Annotated in this window: 18 protein-coding genes; 6 read left to right on the top strand and 12 right to left on the bottom strand. The window is 62.1% G+C overall.

The annotated features are described in order from the left end of the window. Positions 1-8: 8 nt before the first annotated feature. From LY631_RS09405 to LY631_RS09395, 3 genes are read left to right on the top strand one after another with little or no spacing between them, the layout of a single operon-like run. Positions 9-1,511 (top strand): sugar ABC transporter ATP-binding protein, encoded by a 1,503-nt coding sequence (locus tag LY631_RS09405; protein ID WP_274425006.1) that lies wholly within the window; start codon positions 9-11, stop codon positions 1,509-1,511. After that, positions 1,508-2,512, top strand: a complete 1,005-nt coding sequence (locus LY631_RS09400; RefSeq protein ID WP_445082860.1) for an ABC transporter permease — start codon at positions 1,508-1,510, stop codon at positions 2,510-2,512. The genes LY631_RS09405 and LY631_RS09400 overlap by 4 nt, the downstream gene beginning before the upstream one ends. A 32-nt stretch (positions 2,513-2,544) precedes the next feature. Then, positions 2,545-3,501, top strand: a complete 957-nt coding sequence (locus LY631_RS09395; RefSeq protein ID WP_274425005.1) for an ABC transporter substrate-binding protein — start codon at positions 2,545-2,547, stop codon at positions 3,499-3,501. A 67-nt stretch (positions 3,502-3,568) separates the two neighbouring features. Here the strand turns inward: LY631_RS09395 and LY631_RS09390 are convergent, their stop codons facing one another. From LY631_RS09390 to ligM, 12 genes are all read right to left on the bottom strand, one after another. Further along, entirely contained in the window at positions 3,569-4,162 is a 594-nt protein-coding gene (locus LY631_RS09390; protein WP_274425004.1) for an exopolysaccharide biosynthesis protein, read from the bottom strand. Positions 4,163-4,417: 255 nt separating this feature from the next. After that, positions 4,418-5,626: a LysR substrate-binding domain-containing protein gene (locus tag LY631_RS09385; RefSeq protein WP_274425003.1), complete on the bottom strand. Its 1,209-nt coding sequence runs from the start codon at positions 5,624-5,626 to the stop codon at positions 4,418-4,420. A 97-nt stretch (positions 5,627-5,723) separates the two neighbouring features. Next, positions 5,724-7,097, bottom strand: coding sequence for an aminomethyl transferase family protein (locus tag LY631_RS09380; RefSeq protein WP_274425001.1), 1,374 nt, complete (start codon positions 7,095-7,097; stop codon positions 5,724-5,726). Beyond that, entirely contained in the window at positions 7,094-8,005 is a 912-nt protein-coding gene (locus LY631_RS09375; protein WP_274425000.1) for an NAD(P)-dependent oxidoreductase, read from the bottom strand. Before LY631_RS09375 ends, LY631_RS09380 begins: the two co-directional genes overlap by 4 nt. Continuing rightward, the gene (locus tag LY631_RS09370; RefSeq protein ID WP_274424998.1) at positions 8,006-9,058 is read right to left on the bottom strand and encodes a 4-oxalomesaconate tautomerase; all 1,053 of its coding nucleotides are present in this window, start codon (positions 9,056-9,058) and stop codon (positions 8,006-8,008) included. Further along, the gene (locus LY631_RS09365; RefSeq protein ID WP_274424997.1) at positions 9,051-9,722 is read right to left on the bottom strand and encodes a 4-carboxy-4-hydroxy-2-oxoadipate aldolase/oxaloacetate decarboxylase; all 672 of its coding nucleotides are present in this window, start codon (positions 9,720-9,722) and stop codon (positions 9,051-9,053) included. Before LY631_RS09365 ends, LY631_RS09370 begins: the two co-directional genes overlap by 8 nt. Further along, positions 9,722-10,450 carry a PIG-L deacetylase family protein gene (locus LY631_RS09360; RefSeq protein WP_274424996.1) on the bottom strand — a complete coding sequence of 243 codons (729 nt, stop codon included), beginning with the start codon at positions 10,448-10,450 and terminating at the stop codon, positions 9,722-9,724. The genes LY631_RS09365 and LY631_RS09360 overlap by 1 nt, the downstream gene beginning before the upstream one ends. Positions 10,451-10,460: 10 nt before the next feature. Next, positions 10,461-11,429: a catechol 2,3-dioxygenase gene (locus LY631_RS09355; RefSeq protein WP_274424995.1), complete on the bottom strand. Its 969-nt coding sequence runs from the start codon at positions 11,427-11,429 to the stop codon at positions 10,461-10,463. A 29-nt stretch (positions 11,430-11,458) separates the two neighbouring features. Further along, positions 11,459-12,763 (bottom strand): TRAP transporter large permease, encoded by a 1,305-nt coding sequence (locus tag LY631_RS09350; protein ID WP_274424994.1) that lies wholly within the window; start codon positions 12,761-12,763, stop codon positions 11,459-11,461. Further along, on the bottom strand, positions 12,760-13,263 hold the full coding sequence (locus LY631_RS09345; RefSeq protein WP_274424993.1) for a TRAP transporter small permease: 504 nt from the start codon (positions 13,261-13,263) through the stop codon (positions 12,760-12,762). Before LY631_RS09345 ends, LY631_RS09350 begins: the two co-directional genes overlap by 4 nt. A 6-nt stretch (positions 13,264-13,269) precedes the next feature. Then, on the bottom strand, positions 13,270-14,280 hold the full coding sequence (locus LY631_RS09340; RefSeq protein ID WP_274424992.1) for a TRAP transporter substrate-binding protein: 1,011 nt from the start codon (positions 14,278-14,280) through the stop codon (positions 13,270-13,272). Between the two features lie 259 nt (positions 14,281-14,539). Further along, a complete protein-coding gene (ligM, locus tag LY631_RS09335) occupies positions 14,540-15,949 on the bottom strand; it encodes a vanillate/3-O-methylgallate O-demethylase (RefSeq protein WP_274424991.1) in 1,410 nt (469 codons plus the stop codon). Between the two features lie 212 nt (positions 15,950-16,161). Between ligM and LY631_RS09330 the strand changes: the two genes are divergently transcribed. The 3 genes from LY631_RS09330 (at position 16,162) to LY631_RS09320 (ending at position 19,686) form a co-directional block, all read left to right on the top strand. Next, positions 16,162-17,112 carry an NUDIX hydrolase gene (locus LY631_RS09330; RefSeq protein ID WP_274424990.1) on the top strand — a complete coding sequence of 317 codons (951 nt, stop codon included), beginning with the start codon at positions 16,162-16,164 and terminating at the stop codon, positions 17,110-17,112. 61 nt (positions 17,113-17,173) lie between these two features. Beyond that, entirely contained in the window at positions 17,174-18,148 is a 975-nt protein-coding gene (gene nadA / locus LY631_RS09325) for a quinolinate synthase NadA (protein WP_274424989.1), read from the top strand. After that, positions 18,145-19,686 (top strand): L-aspartate oxidase, encoded by a 1,542-nt coding sequence (locus tag LY631_RS09320; RefSeq protein WP_274424988.1) that lies wholly within the window; start codon positions 18,145-18,147, stop codon positions 19,684-19,686. Before nadA ends, LY631_RS09320 begins: the two co-directional genes overlap by 4 nt. Position 19,687 lies beyond the last annotated feature (1 nt).

Here is a 19,687-nt window from a genome sequence, read left to right as displayed (position 1 = left end):
GCTGCATTATGAGCGATTCGGTGCTCGCTCTCCGTAAGATTTCGCAATTTTTTGGGCCTATTCAGGTTCTGTTCGACGTCGACTTCGATTTGCGTCCGGGCGAAGTCCATGCGCTTATTGGGGAGAACGGCGCCGGAAAGTCGACGATGATGAAGATCCTCGGTGGCTATCTCCAGCCCAGTGAGGGGGACGTTCTTCTCGAAGGGAAGCCTGTGCACTTCGCTTCTCTCCGCGACGCTGAAGCGGCCGGGATCATCATGATCCACCAAGAGTTCAACCTCGCTCTTCAGCTTTCCGTCGAAGAGAACATCTTCCTCGGCCGCGAGAAGTGGCGCGGTCTCCTGCTCAATCATAAAGCAATGCAGGCCGAAAGCAGGAGGCTGCTGGAGCGGCTCGATTGCTATATCGATCCGACGGAAAAGGTTTCCAACGTTTCCGTGCCGAACCGCCAGATGATCGAGATTGCCAGAGCGCTGGGGCGCGACGCGCGCGTGCTCATCATGGACGAGCCGACGGCGGTGCTCACAAGTCGGGAAACCGACATTCTTCTTGAACAGGTCGACCGCCTGCGCGCCGCCGGCACTGCCGTTCTCTACACATCCCACAAGCTTGATGAGGTCTCGCGCATTGCCGACCGTGTCACCGTTCTTCGTGACGGCCACAAGGTCCTGCAGGCCGATGCGCGCGATCTGACAGAGCACAAGATGGCCGAAGCCATGGTGGGACGCGAGTTGAGTCATCTCTATCCCGCAAAGGCCGAGCCGCAGGACGAGACTGTGCTAGAGGTCCGCGACCTGACCGTACCCGGTCATGTAAAGCACGCCTCCTTTTCGCTGAAGCGGGGCGAAGTCCTCGGCTTTGCCGGTCTCGTCGGAGCGGGCCGCACCGAGTTGATGGAGGGGATAGTTGGCCTGCGCCAGGGGACTGGTAGCGTGCTGGTCAACGGCAAGCCGATCAAGTCCGGATCGGTTCTGGCTGCTCGTGAGGCAGGGCTGGTTTATCTAACGGAAGACCGTAAGGAAAAAGGCCTTCTTCTCGGCAAGAACCTGCGTGAGAACCTGACGCTGCTTGCCCTCGATCGCTTTACCCGCGTTGCCATCGATGCGCGCGCGGAGGATGAGGCCCTCACCCGCGCCTTCAAGGAGTTCGACATCCGCGCTGGAGATCGAACGATGAAGGCCGGCAATCTTTCCGGGGGCAACCAGCAGAAGCTGCTCCTGGCGAAGACCATGCTGGCCGAACCGGATATCGTCATTATCGACGAGCCGACGCGCGGCATCGATATCGGCACCAAGCAGCAGATCTACGAATTCATCAGCCGCTTGGCAGCCGAAGGCAAAAGCGTCATCGTGATCTCGTCCGAAATGTCGGAGGTCATCGGCCTGGCGTCGCGCGTGGTCGTCATGGCGCGCGGGCGCATAGCGGGCGAGATCGAAGGGGACAACATAACGGAAGACGCCATATTGCGTCTGGCAATGGGGATCTCCGAACGCAAGGCGGAGGTGGGATGACCGAAGCGACAATGAACACGCAAAGAAAGATCAACCTGCGCCGGTTTAATTTTCACGTGCTCGGGCCGCTTCTGGCTCTGATCGCGCTGATCATCCTCGGTGCGCTGTTGAACCCCAATTTCCTGAGCTACGGTAACGTGACCAATGTCCTGGCGCGTTCCGCATTCATCGGCATCATCGCCATCGGCATGACGTTCGTCATTACGGCAGGCGGTATCGACCTGTCCGTCGGCTCCATGGCCGCGTTCGTCGCCGGCGTTATGATCATGTGCATGAACGCGCTCATTCCAGCCATGGGGGTGGGTATTCCCCTGATCGTGGTTGGCATGTGCATTGCGCTCCTGACGGGCTTTGCCGCGGGTATGCTGAATGGAGTGCTGATCAGCAAGGTCAAGATAGAAGCTTTCATCGTCACGCTGGGCTCCATGGGCATCTACCGCAGCCTGGTGACCTGGCTTGCCGATGGTGGCACGCTGTCGCTGAATTTCGATCTCCGCGGACTTTACAGGCCTGTTTATTACGATGGATTGCTGGGCATCAGCTGGCCCATCATCGTCTTCGCGGTCGTTGCCATTCTGGGCGAACTGATCATGCGCCACACGGCCTTCGGCCGGCATTGCGCGGCCATCGGCGCAAATGAGCAAGTGGCGCGCTATTCCGCAGTCAATGTCGACCGTTCGCGCACCGCAACCTACGTGCTGCTGGGCACGCTGGTCGGGCTGGCAACCATCATGTACGTTCCGCGGCTCGGCTCTGCATCCGGCTCGACGGGCGTTTTGTGGGAGCTTGAGGCCATCGCCGCGGTGATCATCGGCGGCACAGTGCTCAAGGGCGGCTACGGCCGGATTTGGGGCACCGTCGTTGGCGTCCTGATTCTCAGCCTCATCGATAATATTCTGAACCTCGCCTCGATCGTCAGCCCGTATCTGAACGGCGCGATTCAGGGCGTGGTCGTCATACTCGCCGTGGTCTTGCAGCGTGAAAGGAAAACCGCTGACTAGCACGGGAGGAGTTGTAACCAAGGGAGAGGACTATGAAACGCAGAACTTTGCTAAAGAGTGCGATGCTGGCCGGCGCGCTGGCCACCACCACGGCGGCTGTTGCGCAGGATGAAAGCTATACGATCGGCGTCGCCATCCCCTCGGCCACGCATGGCTTCATGGGTGGGTTGAACTTCCACGCGCGCGAAACCATCGCCCGGGTCGAGGAGACTTATCCGCAGATCAACTTCGTGCTTGCGACGGCAGGCGATGCCTCCAAGATGGTCAATGACGTCGAGGACATGGTTGCCACCCGCGATATCGACGCGCTGGTTGTGCTGCCTTTCGAAAGCGAGCCGCTGACGTCGCCCGTTCAGGCCGTTGCGGAGCAGGGCATCTGGGTCACGGTGGTTGACCGCGGGCTTTCCGTCGAGGGGATCGAGGATCTTTACGTCGCCGGCGACAACCCCGGCTTTGGCCGTATGGCCGGCGAGTATTTCGCTGAAAACCTCGAGGAAGGCGACAATATCGTCGTGCTGCGCGGCATTCCGACCACGCTCGACAATGAGCGCGTTGAGGCTTTTGAGGCAGCCATTGAAGGCTCCGGCATCAATGTGCTCGACATGCAGCACGGCAACTGGAATCGCGATGACGCCTTCAACGTGATGCAGGACTTCCTGTCGAGATACGACGACATCGACGCCGTATGGGCCGCCGATGACGATATGGCCGTCGGCGTGCTGGAGGCCATTTCCCAGGCCGGCCGCGAGGAAGAGATGTGGGTCGTCGGCGGGGCCGGGATGAAGGAGATCATCAGGCGCGTGATGGAGGGCGACCCCCAGATTCCCGTCGACGTCACCTATCCGCCGGCGCAGATCTCCACGGCCATCGAGCTGACAGCCCTCGGGCTGGTTTCGAACACGCCTGTGACCGGCGAGTTCATCATCGGTTCGCAGCTCGTTACGCCGGAGAACGCAGAGCAGTTCTACTTCCCCGACAGCCCGTTCTGATCAGCGACAATTATCGGCCCGGTCGCCTTGCGGCCGGGCCGGTGAACGCCAGCAACGGCGTAGCCCTTTAGACGAACAAAACGCTTATCACGACATAAGCGGATCCGAGCGCGAATGCGAGGGCGACAAGGGCCAGGAGGCCGTCGCGGGCGATCAGCGCGAGCGCAAAAATGCCAATGGCCACCCAAGGTATTGTGCCTGCAAAGGGGATCAGCTCAAGCGGTGGCACGGTGAGGGTGACGAGGATGCACATCGCGGCGGCGAGGCGTACGAAGATGGGTTGAAAAATCCATATCAGCCTTTCCCGCAACACCCGGTCGATGACCTTGGCGACGGGTCTCATATAGCTGATGGCTGTGCGAAACCGATCTCTGTTCAAAGTACGATTCAGCAAAAAGCGCGGCAGCCAGAAATGCTCCAGGCCGACCACGAGCTGAACGGCGATCAGGAACACCACGACCGCCAGCATGGTGGGAACACCCGGAACCCCGCCGAGCGGCGTGAGACCGATAAGCGAAATGACGAGTATGAGGGGTCCGAATGAGCGCCGTCCCACGGCACTCATAATCTGGGATACGGAAATCTCCTTGTTTCCGTCACCGGCTTGCGTCGCCTTATCGAGCACCTTTTCCAGATTAGTCGGTTGTTCTTGCTCTAGCACTTCATCCTCCGCACAGCCGGCTCCAGGCAATCACAGGGTTGCAACGAACAACAGAGCGGCACGAAGGCCGCGAACAACGAAAACCCATTCCGCTGATCAGCACATAGTGGAAATGCGTGACAACGAAATTGGTGGCATTGACCCGCGATCCAAAAGCACAATGACAACCGGATTCCGCTAAATCCGCCGATCGTGACGAAGCTTGGACCCGCAAAAATGGTAGGCGGCGTAATCAGGGAGTTGGAATAGCGGGCTTTAATCACCCTCCGGCCGTATTTCCCGCAGTGTTTCGATGAACTCACTCTGAAGCGCGGTCGGTTTCCACTGCCGGCGCGTGGTCATGCCGATCGAGTGTTCGGGACTGGGAAGGTCGAAATCGAGCGGCGCCAAGAATCCGGCGCGCATTTCGTATTCGATCTGATGCTGGGATAAGAGGGCCAGATGGTCGGATTTCATCAGGATGCCGCGGACGGCGACCAGTGACCCGGTCTCGACGGCGCGATGGGCCGGCCTGCCCGGCGGAAACCGCGCGGTCAATGCATCGAAGGTCTCGCGCGACGGTGTGCCCTGGCGCGCGACCACCCAAGGATACTCCGCCAGACCGGCCGCCGTAAGGGCCTTCTTCGCGGCAAGGGGATGATCGGCCCGAGCGACCACTGACAGCTGGTAGGTAAAGAGTTTTTCCTGAACCAGCATGTTCGATCTGAGCGTGGTGCGCAGCGCACCGACCAGAATTTCGATGCGGCCCATCTCGAGATCGCGCCGCAGGTCATCGTAGCGGCCCTCCGCGACGGCGAAGCTGGCCAGCGGATGGCGGGCGCTAATCCTGGCGATTACTTCCGGTATGATGCTGGTCCGTACCAGCGGGAGGGTTCCGACCGAGACATGACCCTCATAGCGGCCGCGCAACTCGCGCAGCTCGGCGGCGGCGTTCTCCAGTTCGTTCAGCGCCAGGCGCGACCAGCGCGCCGCGGATGTGCCGGCGCTCGAAAGCCGGATTGCCCGCCCGGAGCCCTCGAGGAGCGCGGTTTCCAGCGTCAGTTCCGCATCCCGCGCGGTGCGGTGAACCGCAGGTTCGGATTGCTCGAGGATGCGCGCGGCCGCACTGAAGCTTCCGCCTTCGGCAAAGGCCGAAAGCGCGCGCAGATGCGATATGGTCAGCCGACCTTCGACGGAGCTGTCGTTGCGCTCGTTTGTCGGGCCTCGCAGCCGCGCACAGCCGGTCCTGATCAATTCCAGCGCCCGTTGTGCGCGCGTAAGCACGATGCGCCCTTCTTCCGTGGCAACGGGCGTGCTGTGTTGCGGGTCGATCAGCGTGGCGTCGAAAATGGCCTCAAGCCGCGCCAACGCCTGTGAGGCGGCGGGCTGGGAGATGCCGACCAGATCAGCCGCGCGCGAAACCGAGCCGGACTGCAAGCATTGGCAGAACAGCCGCACATGGCGCAGGTTCGGATATTGCTTCATGATGGCCCCTCGAGGCGGCCCGGGCAGGGGAAACCGTGTTTCCCCGCGCCGAGGCCGATGCCGCGCATCATGTTGAAAGTGCGGGCGGAGGCCAACCCTATTTCTGGCTGCGATGATACTTCCGCGAAGCCTCGTGGATCGGCCAGGGATGAACCTCGGCTCCGATTTCGGTCTGGCGGTGGCGTTCGACCATCGGCTTGGCGGTGCCGCCATTCGCCTCGCCCCAGACGACCGTCAAGTCATTGCCCGGCTCGGAAAGCCCTTCCTCCACCATTGCCAGCGAAATCCACGCGCGCTCATTGGCCGTATAGACGGGGTAGGTCGAAATACCGACAGTCCGGCCATCCTTGACGACCTTGTCGTAAGGATGCGCGGCGTAGTGCGCGGCGGGCATTTCCATCAGCTTCGGCATCTCGCCATCTTCCATCAACCCGGCGAAGACCTTCAGCACATCCTCCTTGTCCCACACGAGGGTCACCTTCTTGCGATGCGGCTGGTCGGCCATTTTCTCCAGCGCCTCGCGGCCGATGAAGTCGTGGTCGAAGCGGACCACGCGACCATAGTCCAGATCCCAGGGCTTGAGGTAATAGTCCTCGACATTGTCCGATTGGAAGCTGCCGCCGATGGACGACACCGCCTCGAAACCGTTGCCGGAGAGCCATTCGCGGTAAGGCTTCATCTTCTCGCCGGTGTAGATGGCCGGCAGCGGGGAGGGGATCCAGCCGGACTCCATGGCCACTGTAGAGTAGGCGCGGCCGCCAGCCTGCTTGATGCCGAATTCCTCGCCGACTTCCAGGAGCGCGGCCTTCACCTTCTGCCCGTCCTCGAACGGCCCCCACAACTCCAGCCCCGGCGCACCGCCCATACCATGAGCCAGCGTTCGCGCCTTGCAGCCGGCAATCGTGATCTCGCCCATATTGAAGAACTTGGTGGTGAGCGGCCCGCCCTCGTTCACCTTTTCCAGGATCTCCATGGCGTTCGGCCCCTGCACCTCGTAGCGGTAGATCTTGCGGGGCTTGTCCGGTTTGTCAGCGCTGCGCTCGTCGCGCTCCACTCTTACGTCGTAATCGCCCGTCTCGGCGTGAAACTGAACCCAGTTGGGCACCGGCGGGCGGCCGACGAGGTTGACCATGTCGTCTTCCAGGCCGAAGCAGATCACATCGCCGATGACATAGCCGTCATAGTTGCAGCAGACGAACTGCTTGGCTTTGTTCTTTCCGAAGTTCGCAAAACTGTTGACGCCGAGGTCGGAGAGGAGCCGGATTGTGTCCGGCCCTTTCACGTAGAGATCGGTCATGTGGAAGGACTGGTCGAAAAGCACGGCCGTCTCGCGCCAGGCACGCTGTTCCGCGATCCAGCTCGTGAACTCGGCCGGAATCGGATAGACGTAGCGGCCAATCGGCGAATTCTGCATCATGGTGGCGGGGTTGCCGACCGCCTGCAGCTTTTCCTCCAGAGACCTGTAGCTCACTTTTTCTGCTCCTGTCCGGTTTCCTGCTCCAATCGGCCGCGCAACACTTCGCGAATGCCGTCGCGAAGCGCCTCGGCTTCGGGCGCCGGGGCTTGAGTTCGGCCTATCCGCTCCTGCACCTCGGCAATCTCCGTCGCGAGCGCTCCGTTGAGCCCCAGCTCTTCCACCGTTGCAGCGCTTTCACGCATTTCCGCGGCGCGCCGGCGTCCGTGGCGCAAACTCCGTTCGAATTCGTAGGCGGCGAAGTCCGGCCAGCCGAGACCGGAAAAATCGCGGGATAGCGATTGATACACCGCGTCGAAACAGTCCGAGGCCTCCGCCGCCAGAAGCGTTTCGACCGTAATCGCCTCCAGCCCTTTCACGAAAAGCGAGCGCACCATCTTGATAGCCGTCGCTTTACCAGGCGACTCGCCCGCAACCGCGTAGTCGAAGCCGAGCGCATCGAGTCGAGCGCGAAGAGCCTCCGCCGAAGCCCCGGCGATCAGCACCGGCGTGCGGTGCTTGCGCGGATGAACGGGGGCCATCACCGCCATGTCAAGATAGCCCGCACCCTTTTGCTCGACGAGCGCGGCGTTGGCGCGCTTTTGTTGCGGCGAGACCGAGTTGATGTCGATGACGAGTTGTCCGGGCTTGAGGTGCGGGCTTAGCGCATCGATCGCATTGCCGCTCTGATCGGCAGTGACGGCACTGATGACCCAATCGGCGGTAGACAGACCCGCAGGTGCATCGCAAATCTCGATACCGCGTTCTTTCATAGCCGCGCGCATCTCTCCGGCCGAGCCCGGCGCATCGAGAAGAATGTCGTAGGCTGAAAAGCGTAGCTCCGGCTCCTCTGCGGCAAGGCTTTCCTGAAACGCCCTTGCCGCTTCGCCGAACCCGATGAAGGCGATGCTCATGCCGTGAGTCATTCAGAACACCTGGCCGTCGAAAAGTTTGCGTGCCGTTCTCAGGATCGCGGTACGCTGCACGCCGCCCTCGGCGTCCAGCTTTGCCACCACGGTCATCTCTCCGGTTGGATGCTCGATGGAAAGCGTGCGCTCCGCACCTTCGCCCGTCTCGGCCATGTCGGCAGCCGGGCCTTCCGGCAGCAGGCAAGCGGTGGCCACACTGACCGCGCCTAAAACGCCGATGGAAGCGTGGCAGCGATGCGGAATGAAGGTGCGCGTGGTGATGGCGCCGCCATGGCGCGGCGGGGCGACCATCGTCATCTTGGGCACGGATTTTTCCGCCACATCGCCCAAATTCATCATCGGCCCGGCCTTCAGTCGGATGGCCTCCAGCTTCCGCCGCAAGTCCTCGTTTGCCTCCAGCTCGGCCCGGTCCTCATAGCCGCTGATGCCGAGATCGGCGGCACGCATGACCACGCAGGGCATGCCGTTGTCGATCATGGTGAGGTCGACACCATCGATCCGGTCGACGGCGTTCCCGGTGGGCAAAAGCGCCCCGCAGGAGGAGCCGGCCGTATCCTCGAACGCAATCGGGATGGGCGCCGCCGTGCCGGGAACGCCATCGATGCGCGCCTCGCCCTCATAAGTCACCGTGCCGCCGGGCGTCTGGATCGTCGCCACGGCGGTCTGGCCCGTGTTCTCCATGAAGATACGCACATCGGTCGTTCCATCCTGCGCCGGGACAAGCCCGCGCTCGATGGCGAACGGGCCGACACCGGCAAGGATGTTGCCGCAATTCTGCGCGTCCGTGACGATCGCCTGATCGACGAAGACCTGGAGAAACAGGTAATCGACGTCGACGCCCTCCTGTTCGGAAGGCTTCACCACCGCGACCTTCGAGGTCAGCGGGTCGGCCCCGCCGAGACCGTCGATCTGGCGCGGGTCGGGTGAGCCCATGATGCGCAGAAGAAGCCGGTCGCGTTCCGCGGTATCCTGCGGCAGGTCCGAGGCGAGGAAGTAGCCTCCCTTGGACGTGCCGCCGCGCATCCACATGGCCCGGATGCCGTCAGACATATTTCAGTCCCTTTTCCTTCAGCCGCTCGCGCATCTTGTAGATGTCGAGGCCGAGTTCGCCTGCCGCGAGGCGCTGGCGTTTTTCTTCCTCATTGGCCATGCGCTTGCGCGCGGCCGCGAGCACGCTTTCGGTCTCCTCCCGGCGCACAACGCACACGCCGTCATCATCGGCCACGATCACGTCGCCCGGATTGATATGCGCGCCCGCGCAGACCACAGGCACATTGACCGAGCCGGGCGTCTCTTTGACCGTGCCCTGGGCGAAGATCGCCTTTGACCAGACGGGAAACTCCATTTTCGTGAGATCGCGCACGTCCCGCACGCCGGCATCGATCACCAATCCCCGGCACCCGCGCACCATGGCCGACGTGGCCAGCAGGTCGCCGAAATAGCCGTCTTCGCAAGGGCTGGTGGGCGCCAGCACCAGCACGTCACCTTCCTTCAATTGTTCGATGGCCACATGCAGCATCCAGTTGTCGCCGGGCGGGGCGGAGATGGTGAGGGCCGAGCCGGAGATCTGCGCGCCGGAATAGATCGGCCGCATATGGGAGGCGAGCAGGCCCTTGCGGCCTTGCGCCTCGTGCACAGTGGCCACCCCGCATTCGGCCAGTCCGGTGATCACCTCCGGATCGGCGCGCTCGATATTCTGAACAACAACACTCATCACAGCTCATCCACGGTTTTGGGAAAGATCGATTGGAAGCCCTCGGCATGCTTGGCCGACCGTCCGCCTGCCTGCCCGCCGGAATTGCGGCGGAACTGGTTAGCGCGGTTCTCTGCCACATTGGTGTAATAGTCCCAGAGGTGCTGCTGGCCTTCCATGCACTCGATGGCCGCGCGCTTCTCGGCCCAGACATCGGTGATGTCGAGGATTGTGTCCGGCTTCCAGCCGCACTGCTCCGTCTGATGAGGCTCGAACAGGTAAAGCTGGGGCGCGCCGAGCACCTTTTCGCCGGGATTGTGCCCCCAGGCCTGTGCGATCATGCGGCACTCCAGCGCCATCTTCGTGGCATAGGGATGATCGGTGTTGTAGGGGTCGTCCAGCGAGTGCGAGAGCATGAAATCAGGCTGCACCTTGCGGATGACGTCGACCAGTCGGTCCTTCGCCGCGCGGTCCATCTCCAGCGGATAGTCACCGAGATCGAAGAACTGTATGTCGTGGGCGTTGAGGGCTGCGGCCGCGTTTTCCGCTTCCTTGCGGCGGGCGGCCTTGACCTTGTCGAGCGTCATGCCTTCCTGCTTCCAGAGCTTGGCGCTCTCGCCGCGCTCGCCGTAGGAGAGGCAGACGATGGTGACGTCATAGCCCTTCTTCTGGTGCAGCGCGATCGCCCCGCCGCAACGCCAAACGAAATCGGCCGAATGCGCGCTTACAACCAATGCGGTCTTACTCATGCATTAACTCCTAGTCTTTTCCCGCCGAGGTACTGACCGGCGGCGTTCCATGTGTGTGGAAGGATTCAATCGTCTTCATTCCCCAGGCCTGGCCTCGTCTGCGCTCGGCCTCCGTCCAGACGATCGGTTCCCAGTCGGGATCAAGAACCAACCGCGCACCGGCATTGGCGACCTCGACCCGGTTCCCGGCGGGCTCGTAGACGTATAGGAAGAAAGTACCCTGGATGGCGTGCTTATGCGGGCCGGTTTCGATGAAGACGCCGTTTTCCAGAAAGATGTCGGCCGCCCGCAGGATGTCGTCGCGGTGATCGGCGGCGTAGGTGATGTGGTGAAAGCGGCCCTGCGCGCCGGAATGGTCCTCCGTGCAGGCCATGTCGTAGCCCTTGTTGTTGACGGTGAACCAGCAGCCGCCGATACGCCCATTGTCGAGCTGGATCATCTCGGTGACGCGGCTGCCCAGGGCTTGAACCATAAAATCGCGGATCTTCGACACGTCGCTGGCAAGCAGATTGAAATGGTCGAGCCGGCGCGGCGCAACGCCCCGGCCGTGATAGCGCTGGGCGATGTTCTTCAGCGCCGGCTTTTCGCCTTCCTGCGCGACATATTTCTTGGTTTCCCAGTAGAGTTCGAAAACGTGTCCGTCAGGGCTCTTGAAGCGGTAGGACGGTCCGTGGCCGAGATCGCCGTCAGTCCAGCCGATACCGAGCCCCATCTCCTCAATCACCTTAACTCGGCGATGCAGCGCGGTTTCTGATGACGTGCGGTAGGCGCAATGTCCCATGCCGGTCGTCTCCGAGCGAGTGAGTTTCAGCGAATGAAACTCGTAATCGTCCCAGGCGCGCAGATAGACGGAGTCGGCGTCGCGTCCGCTCTCGGTCAAGCCGTAGACATTGACAAAGAAATCGAGGCTTTCTTCAAAACGGTCGGTGAGCACCTCGACATGGCCGAGATGAGCGACATCGAAACACGGTTCAGTCAAATCCACTCTCCTTCATTCCTTTCGGTCGCTCAGTTGATCATCGTGTTCGGCAGGAACAGCGCGATCTGTGGAAACGCGACCAGCAGGATCAGCGCCACAAGCATGGCGATCCAGAACGGCATCACGCCTGCGAAAATCTTGCCCATGGGCACGTCTCGTGCCACCGACTTCACGATAAAGACGTTGACGCCCACGGGCGGGGAGATCAGCCCCATCTCGAGCGTCACCACCACCAGAACGCCGAACCAGATCGGGTCGAAGCCGAGCATCGTGACGACGGGAAAGAAGATCGGCATCGTCAGCACGAGCATCGCAAAACCTTCGATGAAGCATCCGAGCACGAGATAGCAAAGCAGGATCAGCCCCAGGACCGTGAGGTTGGAGGCATTCAGCCCCTCGAGAAAGGCGCCGACCGCCTGCGGGATGTGGCTGAGCGCCAGAAACGGATTGAGCAGGTGCGCGGCGGTCAGGATCAGCATCACGGTGGCCGTGGTGACGACCGAGTCCTTTGCCGCCTGCCACAGGACGGATAGGGAGAGCTGGCCAATGATCGCGCCCAGCAGGATGATCAACCCTGCACCGACCGCCGCCGCCTCCACCGGCGAGAAGAGGCCGCCATAGATGCCGCCGATCGTCAGGAGGATAACGCCGACGATGGGCAGCGCCCCGGCAAGGGCCTTCACCTTTTCCGGCACGGAGGTGCTCGGGCCGCTGGGGCCGAGCGCGGGACGCCACCAGCAAAGAAGCGTGATCGTGAAAATGAAAAGCGTAAGCAGCAGAAGCCCCGGCAGAACCCCCGCAAGAAAGAGCCGGCCGATCGATTGCTCGGTCAGGATTGCGTAGATCACGAAACCGGTGGATGGCGGGATCAGGATGCCGAGCGTACCGCCCGCCGTAACCGAGCCGGTGGAAAGACGCGAATCGTAGTTGAAACGCTTCATCTCGGCGAGCGAGACCTTGCCCATCGTGAGCGCGGACGCCACGGAGGAGCCGGAGAGCGCCGCAAAGCCGCCGCAGCCGATGATGGTGGCAGAGGCGAGGCCGCCCCGGATCGAGCCGATGATCGCATAGGCCGCATCGTAGAGCCGGCTGCTCATGCCGGTCGCGGAGGCCACATTGCCCATCAGGATGAAAAGCGGCACCACGACGAGCTCCGCCGAAGAGGCCAGGGTGAATGTCTCCGAGGCTAGGAGATTGATCGCCGAGGAGGGGCCGTTGAGAATGGCGATGCCGGCGAAGCCGACGGCGAACATGGCAAAGGCCACCGGCACGCGCAGCACGAGCAGCGCCAGCAGAACGGCCATTCCAATGCCACCGACCGCCATCGGACTCATGGCCGCTCCTCCCGGACGTCACGGCCGGAAATGGTGAGCTCGAGCGCGCGCATGATCATGCCGAGCGCGGCTACGAGTGCGAACGCCGACAGCGCCCACTGAAAATAAACCTTCGGCAGGTTGAGAATGTTGGTGGCGAGATTGAGCATCTGCGAGATCTTGGAGGACTCGTAAACCGCCCAGGCAATGCCGACGAAAATCACCGCACCGAGCAGCGCGCTCGCCACATTGGCCAGGTGGTTGAGCCAGTGCGGAAATCGCGATTCGAAGATGTCCACCGCGATATGCCCGCCGAGCCGGTCGCACAGCGCCATGGCACCGAAGACCAGTATGACCATGCCCATTTGCGAGAGGTCCTGGGCGCCCCTAAGAGGGATGCCGAAATAGCGCTCAGCCACGTCGATCAGGATGACGACGACCTCAAACAGCAGCCCGAGGGCGCCGATTGTTGCGGACAGGCTGATCAGCCCGTCCGCGAAGCCTCGCAAATTGCGCAGCATGAAGGACTAATCTCCCTCCCCACGCATGGTGGCGAGAACATCCTCGGCGCCCATCTCTGCGACGAGCTCATCGGTCACCGGCAAGGTCAGCTCGGCGAACGCCTCCGCTTCCTCGGGCGTCAGATCGATCACCGTGTTGTCATCGGACGCGCGAATGGACTCCAGGGTTTCGTCAGCGCGCTCGTTCCAGGATTCCTCGCCGCTCTGGGACAGTTTCAGGCCGCTGTGGTTGTCGACGGCGGCCTTGAATTCGTCGGAAAGGCCGTCATAGCGCTCCTGGTTCATGACGAGATAGAAGCTGATATGGCCGAGCGGCGCGCCGACCGTATAGCTGTTTGCGACCTCGTCCAGTTTGAAGTCGGCGACCGCGCTGGCTCCGGTGATCAGCCCGTCGATCAGGCCCGTCTGCAGCGCATTGTAGATTTCGCCGGCCGGCATCTGGACCGGCGTTGCGCCGAGCGCTTCGACGACCGACGATGCGATTGAGCCGGAGACGCGGATCTTCAGCCCGGCCAGGTCCTCCGGCGTTCGAACCTCATGGTTCTTCATGATGATGATGTTGGGTTCGGAAGCCCACAGCGCCAGCGGTTTGGTGCCCGGAAACTCGTCCGTCAGATGCGCGTCATAGGCATTCCACAGCATCTCGTAGCCGGTCATGCCGTCGGGAATGGCCCCGGGCATCTCGACGATCATGGTTTTGGGGAACTGCGAGGAGGTGTAGCCCTGCAGGCCCCAGGTAATGTCCGCCACGCCCTGCAGCGCGCGCACATACTGCTCCATCGGCCCCGCACCCAGTTCGCCGCCGGGATAGACATCGATGGTCAGTTCGCCGTCCGTGTCCGCCGATACGCCCTCGGCCAGCGGTTCGACCACGGACCCCGTCACAACGTGACCCGGCGCGACGAAGTGCGCGAGCGACAAGGTCTCGGCCGAAAGCGGCGTTGCCACGAACGTGGTGGCGAATGCAGCGGCGGCCACCGTGCGGACCGCGACACTGGAAATCATCTGTCGAAACATCTGCTTTACCTCCCTGTTGCACATCCCCACCATTGCGAACGAGGCGGGACCAAGCAAGCCGGAGATTAAGCGATCGGGGGAGGGAGGCGAAATTCGTTCTGCTGTCTAGCTATAAGTTTTTGTTACATATGAAATTTGGGCAAACGAAATTTTCCCGGAAATACAGGTGTTCCGGAGCAGCCCGGCTAGGTTCCCGGTTATAGTTGCTGGTTGCTAAGGGTCGGCAGCACACGCGCCGACCCCTCCGGCATCGGATATGTCAGGCGCTTTTCTTGTTCCGCCAGCTCTCCGCATAATTCTCGCGCGCCTCGCGGGCATAAGGTGTCGGCGCGACCCGCACGCGAATTTCGGCCTGCTTATGCTTTTCCGCCGAAGTTTTCTGGGTGTCGTCCGGCTCGCCCCAGATCAGTGTGAGCACATCGCCTTCCTGAACATCGGCATCGACGACGCCCAGCGACAGCATGCAGCGCTCGTTGAAGGAGTAGCCGTTGAACATCGACATGCCGACCATCTTGTCGCCGTGCATCACCTTATCGGCATTCGTCGAGGCGTAGTTCGGCTGCGGGAAATCGACCCACTTATAGGGCGTGCCATCCTCGAACCCGGAAGCGATGACTTTCAGCAGATCCTCGCGGTTCCACTCGAAGGTGACCTTCTTGCGGTTCTTCTGCTGCTTCATCCCGGCCAGGGCATCCTTACCAATGAAGTCGGACTTCCATCCGATGTAGAAGCCATAGCCCAGCTCGAACGGATTGACGTAATAGTCCTCAATATTGTCGCTGACATAGCTGCCGCCGAGCGAGCCCATGGCCTCGTAGCTGTCGGGCCCGAGCCACTCGCGGTAATCCTTCATCATGCCGTCGCCGGTGTAGATGGCCGGCAGAGGCGAGGGGATCCAGCCCGATTCCAGCGTGTTGGTGGAGTAGGCGCGCGCACCGACCTGACGCAGGTCGACCCCGACATCCTTCGCCGCCTGGAGGATCGTCGACTGGATATAGTGCTTATCGGCATACGGGCCCCAGATCTCCAGGCCCGGCGCGCCGGCCATGCCGTGTCGCAGCGCCTGCACGCGCTTGCTGCCGACATTGATCCAATCGACATGGAAGAATTTCACCTCCGGGACCGGCCCGCCATTGATCTTCTCGAAAATCTTGTTGGCGTCGGGGCCCTGGATCTGGAAACGGTAATGAGTGCGGTAAATCGCCTTGCCGTCGGGGCGGCTGTCGGAGCGCGGATCGTGGGTCAGGCGCACCTTGAATGTGCTGATCGCCTGCTGGAATTTTACCCAGTTTGCCGTCGGGGCGCGACCGACAAGAATGAATTTGTCTTCGCGCTCGCGGAAGGTGATCATGTCGCCGATGACATGACCTGCCGGCGTCACCGGGACGAAATGCTTCGCCCGGTTCAGGTCGAAATTGGAAAAACTGTTGATGCCGATATGGTCTAGGAACGCTGCGGCGTCCGGACCCTCGACGATCAGCTCGTCCATGTGATGCGTCTGGTCGAACAATACGGCGGAGTCGCGCCACGCGCGCTGTTCGTCCCGCCAGTTGGAAAACTCCGGCGCGACGACCGGGTATACATACATCCCGATTCTGGAATTCCGGAGCACCCGAACGATATTGCCGTTTTCCTCGATAATGTCCTGCAGGCTCGATGTGGAACCCATTGCGTCCTCCCTATGGAATACTAGATGTATACCGATGTTGAACAAGCAATGGCGAAAATGCAAGCGCAAATCTATGCGCGAGCTGCGCGCGTCCGAGCGGCCTCGGCGGTATCGGGATGCGCCGAAGATTGCACCTACGATCATCCCACGGTGGCACAAGGCCACTGTTTTGTGCATAAGCGAGGAGCAAAACAAGCAGGTGCGCACAGCCGATGGACGACACCCGGAAGTCACGCAAGTCTCATGACGTTCAGGTAGATCTGATTGCCGTTCTGGTGTCCGTTATAGCGGGGGCCCCTTCAGTGCTGACGATTCGCCAGGGAGACATGCTGCCGTCCGGGCCTTTCGAATTCGAGCATCGCTCGCTCCAGGCAGGGCTGCGTGCATGGGTCGAGCAGCAGACGGGCCATCCGCTCGGTTATATCGAGCAGCTCTACACTTTTGCCGACCGTGACCGGATCGACAATGAGGCCGGGCGCGCCATTTCAATCAGCTATCTCGGGCTGACCCGGGCGGAGGAGCCGCACGCTGCCTCCGCGCCCCACTGGGTCGGCTGGTACGACTATTTCCCCTGGGAGGATCATCGCGACGGCACGCCCCCGCTGCTGGAAGAGGTGATCCAGCCGCTTCTCGACGAGTGGGCCGAAAGTGCTTCCGACCGGCAACTCCGGGACGAGCGTCGGCGGCGCATGGCCAGCGTCTTTGGCTTCGATGGAGAGCGTTGGAACGAGGAACTGGCGTTGCAGCGTTACGAGCTTCTCTACGAAGCAGGTCTGGTTGCAGAGGCCCGGCGCAGGCGCAAAGCGGCAGACTGTCCGAGAAAAGAGATTCCCGGTGTGGCGATGTTTGCCGATCACCGCCGCATTCTGGCGACGGCGATCGCCCGGCTGCGCACTAAGATCAAATATCGCCCCATGGTGTTTGAACTGATGCCGCCGGTTTTTACCCTCCTGCAATTGCAGCAGACTGTCGAGGCGCTCTCCGGCCGGCTGGCCCACAAGCAGAACTTCCGCCGCCTGATCGAACAGCAGGAATTGATCGAGGAGACGGGGGAAATGGCCTCGGACACCGGCGGACGCCCGGCAAAGCTCTTCCGTTTCCGTCCAGCGGTGCATATCCAGCGCACCTTGATGGGGACACGCCTGCCAGTCATGCGCTCTTGACTTATGCTCATCTCAAGCATATCCTTACTTATACTCGAGCTGAGTATAAGGAGAGCGGCCAATGCTAGACACACCCGCACAGCTGAATTCACTTTACGACAGGGTGCGCAACGTTATCCCGCCTATCGAATGGCCGGCCTTCACAAGCGATATCGAGTCCATTCTGGAGCTGAAGGAAAAGCGCGACGCCGTCATACTGGCGCACAATTACCAGACACCGGAAATCTTCCATTGCGTGGCCGATATCGTTGGCGACAGCCTGGCGCTTGCTCGCAAGGCTATGGAGGTGGAGGCAGGTACCATCGTGCTCGCCGGTGTTCACTTCATGGCCGAGACGGCCAAGCTGCTGAACCCGGAAAAGACCGTGCTCATTCCGGATACGCGGGCGGGCTGTTCGCTGGCCGAGTCCATCACACCGGCGGATGTCCGGCTCATGCGCGAGCGCTATCCCGGCGTGCCGATCGTCACTTACGTGAACACCTCGGCAGCGGTGAAGGCCGAATCCGACATCTGCTGCACATCGGGCAATGCCCGCGCCGTGGTGGAATCGCTCGGCGTGCCGCGCGTCATCATGATCCCAGACGAATACCTGGCGCAGAACATCGCCAAGGAGACCGATGTCGAGATCATCGCCTGGAAAGGCCATTGCGAAGTACACGAGCTGTTCACCGCGGACGATATCCGTGAGTTGCGCGAGGCACACTCCGGCGTGACGGTACTGGCCCATCCCGAGTGTCCGCCGGATGTCGTGGCCGAGGCGGATTTCTCCGGCTCCACCGCCGCCATGTCCAATTTCGTGGAGACGAAGGCGCCGGGCCGTGTGGTGTTGTTGACCGAGTGCTCCATGAGCGACAATATCGCCGCCGCGCATCCCGAGGTGGAGTTTATGCGCCCTTGTAATCTCTGCCCGCATATGAAGCGCATCACGCTGTCCAATATCCGCGACGCGCTGGAGCAGGATCGCTATGAGGTGATCCTCGATCCGGCAACGGCAGACCGGGCTCGCGTTGCCGTCGAGCGGATGCTGGCCGTATGACGACCCGGCATCTGGCCGGGCAGCCGGTCATCATCGGCGGTGGAATCGCGGGACTGCTGACGGCACTGCATCTGTCGCCGGACCCCGTCGTGTTGCTCACCAGGGCACCGCTGGGCGCTGTTTCTTCGAGCGAGCTTGCCCAGGGCGGTTTGGCGGCGAGCATTGCCGACGATGACAGCCCGGCCCTGCACATGGCCGACACCATGACGGCCGGCGCCGGCCTGTGCGACCCGCAAATCGTGCGGCAGGTCACCGAGGCCGCGCCGGACGCCATCGCAACGCTGGAGCGCTTCGGCGTTTGTTTCGACCGAGGCTCGGACGGCACTCTGAGCCTCGGTCTTGAAGCCGCGCACAGCCGCAAGCGCATTGTCCATGCCAGCGGTGACGGAACGGGGCGTGAGATCATGCGCGCATTGGCCGAGGCCGTGCGCAAGACGCCCTCCATCACCGTTTTCGAGCACGTGGAGGCGCGTCGGCTTCTGCTGGCGGACGGTATTGTTTGCGGTGTGCTGGCGCAGTCGGGCAATGGGCCAATCACTTTTCCCACGAACCGCGTGGTGATGGCCACGGGCGGCATCGGTGGCTTATTCGAAGACACCACCAATCCTATCGGCTGCTGGGGGCAGGGGCTTTTGATGGCCGCTCGTGCTGGCGCAGCGCTGGTCGATCTCGAATTCATCCAGTTTCATCCCACGGCGCTGGACGGTGCCGGCCGGCCGATGCGGCTCGTCAGCGAGGCCGTGCGCGGCGAGGGCGCGGTGCTGATCGATGAGACCGGTCGGCGCTTCCTGGGGGATACGCCGGGCGCGGAGCTCGCCCCTCGCGATGTGGTCACGCGCGGCGTGGCCGCGCATATGCGCAAAGGCCACCGGGTGTTTCTCGATGCGCGAAAGGCGATCGGATCGGGTTTCCCGGAGCGTTTTCCTGCCATCAATGGCTTCTGTCACGAAGCAGGCATCGATCCTGTGTGCGAGCCCATTCCGATACGTCCTGCCGAGCACTACCACATGGGCGGCATCGCCGTGGATGGGCAGGGGCGCAGCACGGTGGCGGGTCTTTGGGCCTGCGGCGAGACGGCCTCCACGGGACTTCACGGCGCCAATCGGCTTGCCAGCAATTCCCTGATCGAGGCAGCGGTTTTTGCGCGAAAGATCGCGGAGAGCGTGGTCGACACGCCGGCAGGAACCGTTCGCCGGCCGCCTCCGATAGACGTGCCATTGCCGCCTGACCTCGCCGCCATTCGCCCGATCGTTTCGCAGTCTCTTGGTGTCGTTCGTTCTGGCGAAGGGTTGTGCTACGGAATCGAGACGCTGTTGCCCTTGGCCGAAGAGGAAAGCGCAGACGCCGATCCCGCTGCCCTGGCGCTCCTGATCGCGGTGGCCGCACTGCGGCGCACCGAAAGCCGCGGCGCGCACCATCGTCTCGACTACCCGGAAAAGCGCGCCACGACGAGCCGTGCGCTTCTGACCCTTCGGGACGCCATGGAAGAGGCACGCGAGCTGGCTTGCAACTCCATGCCGCTGGCTCGGAGCGCGTAGA

The organism is Chelativorans sp. YIM 93263, assembly GCF_028767125.1.
GTDB lineage: Bacteria > Pseudomonadota > Alphaproteobacteria > Rhizobiales > Rhizobiaceae > Chelativorans.
Note: the sequence above shows the minus strand (reverse complement) of the source record. Positions and strands in the feature narration are given on the sequence as shown.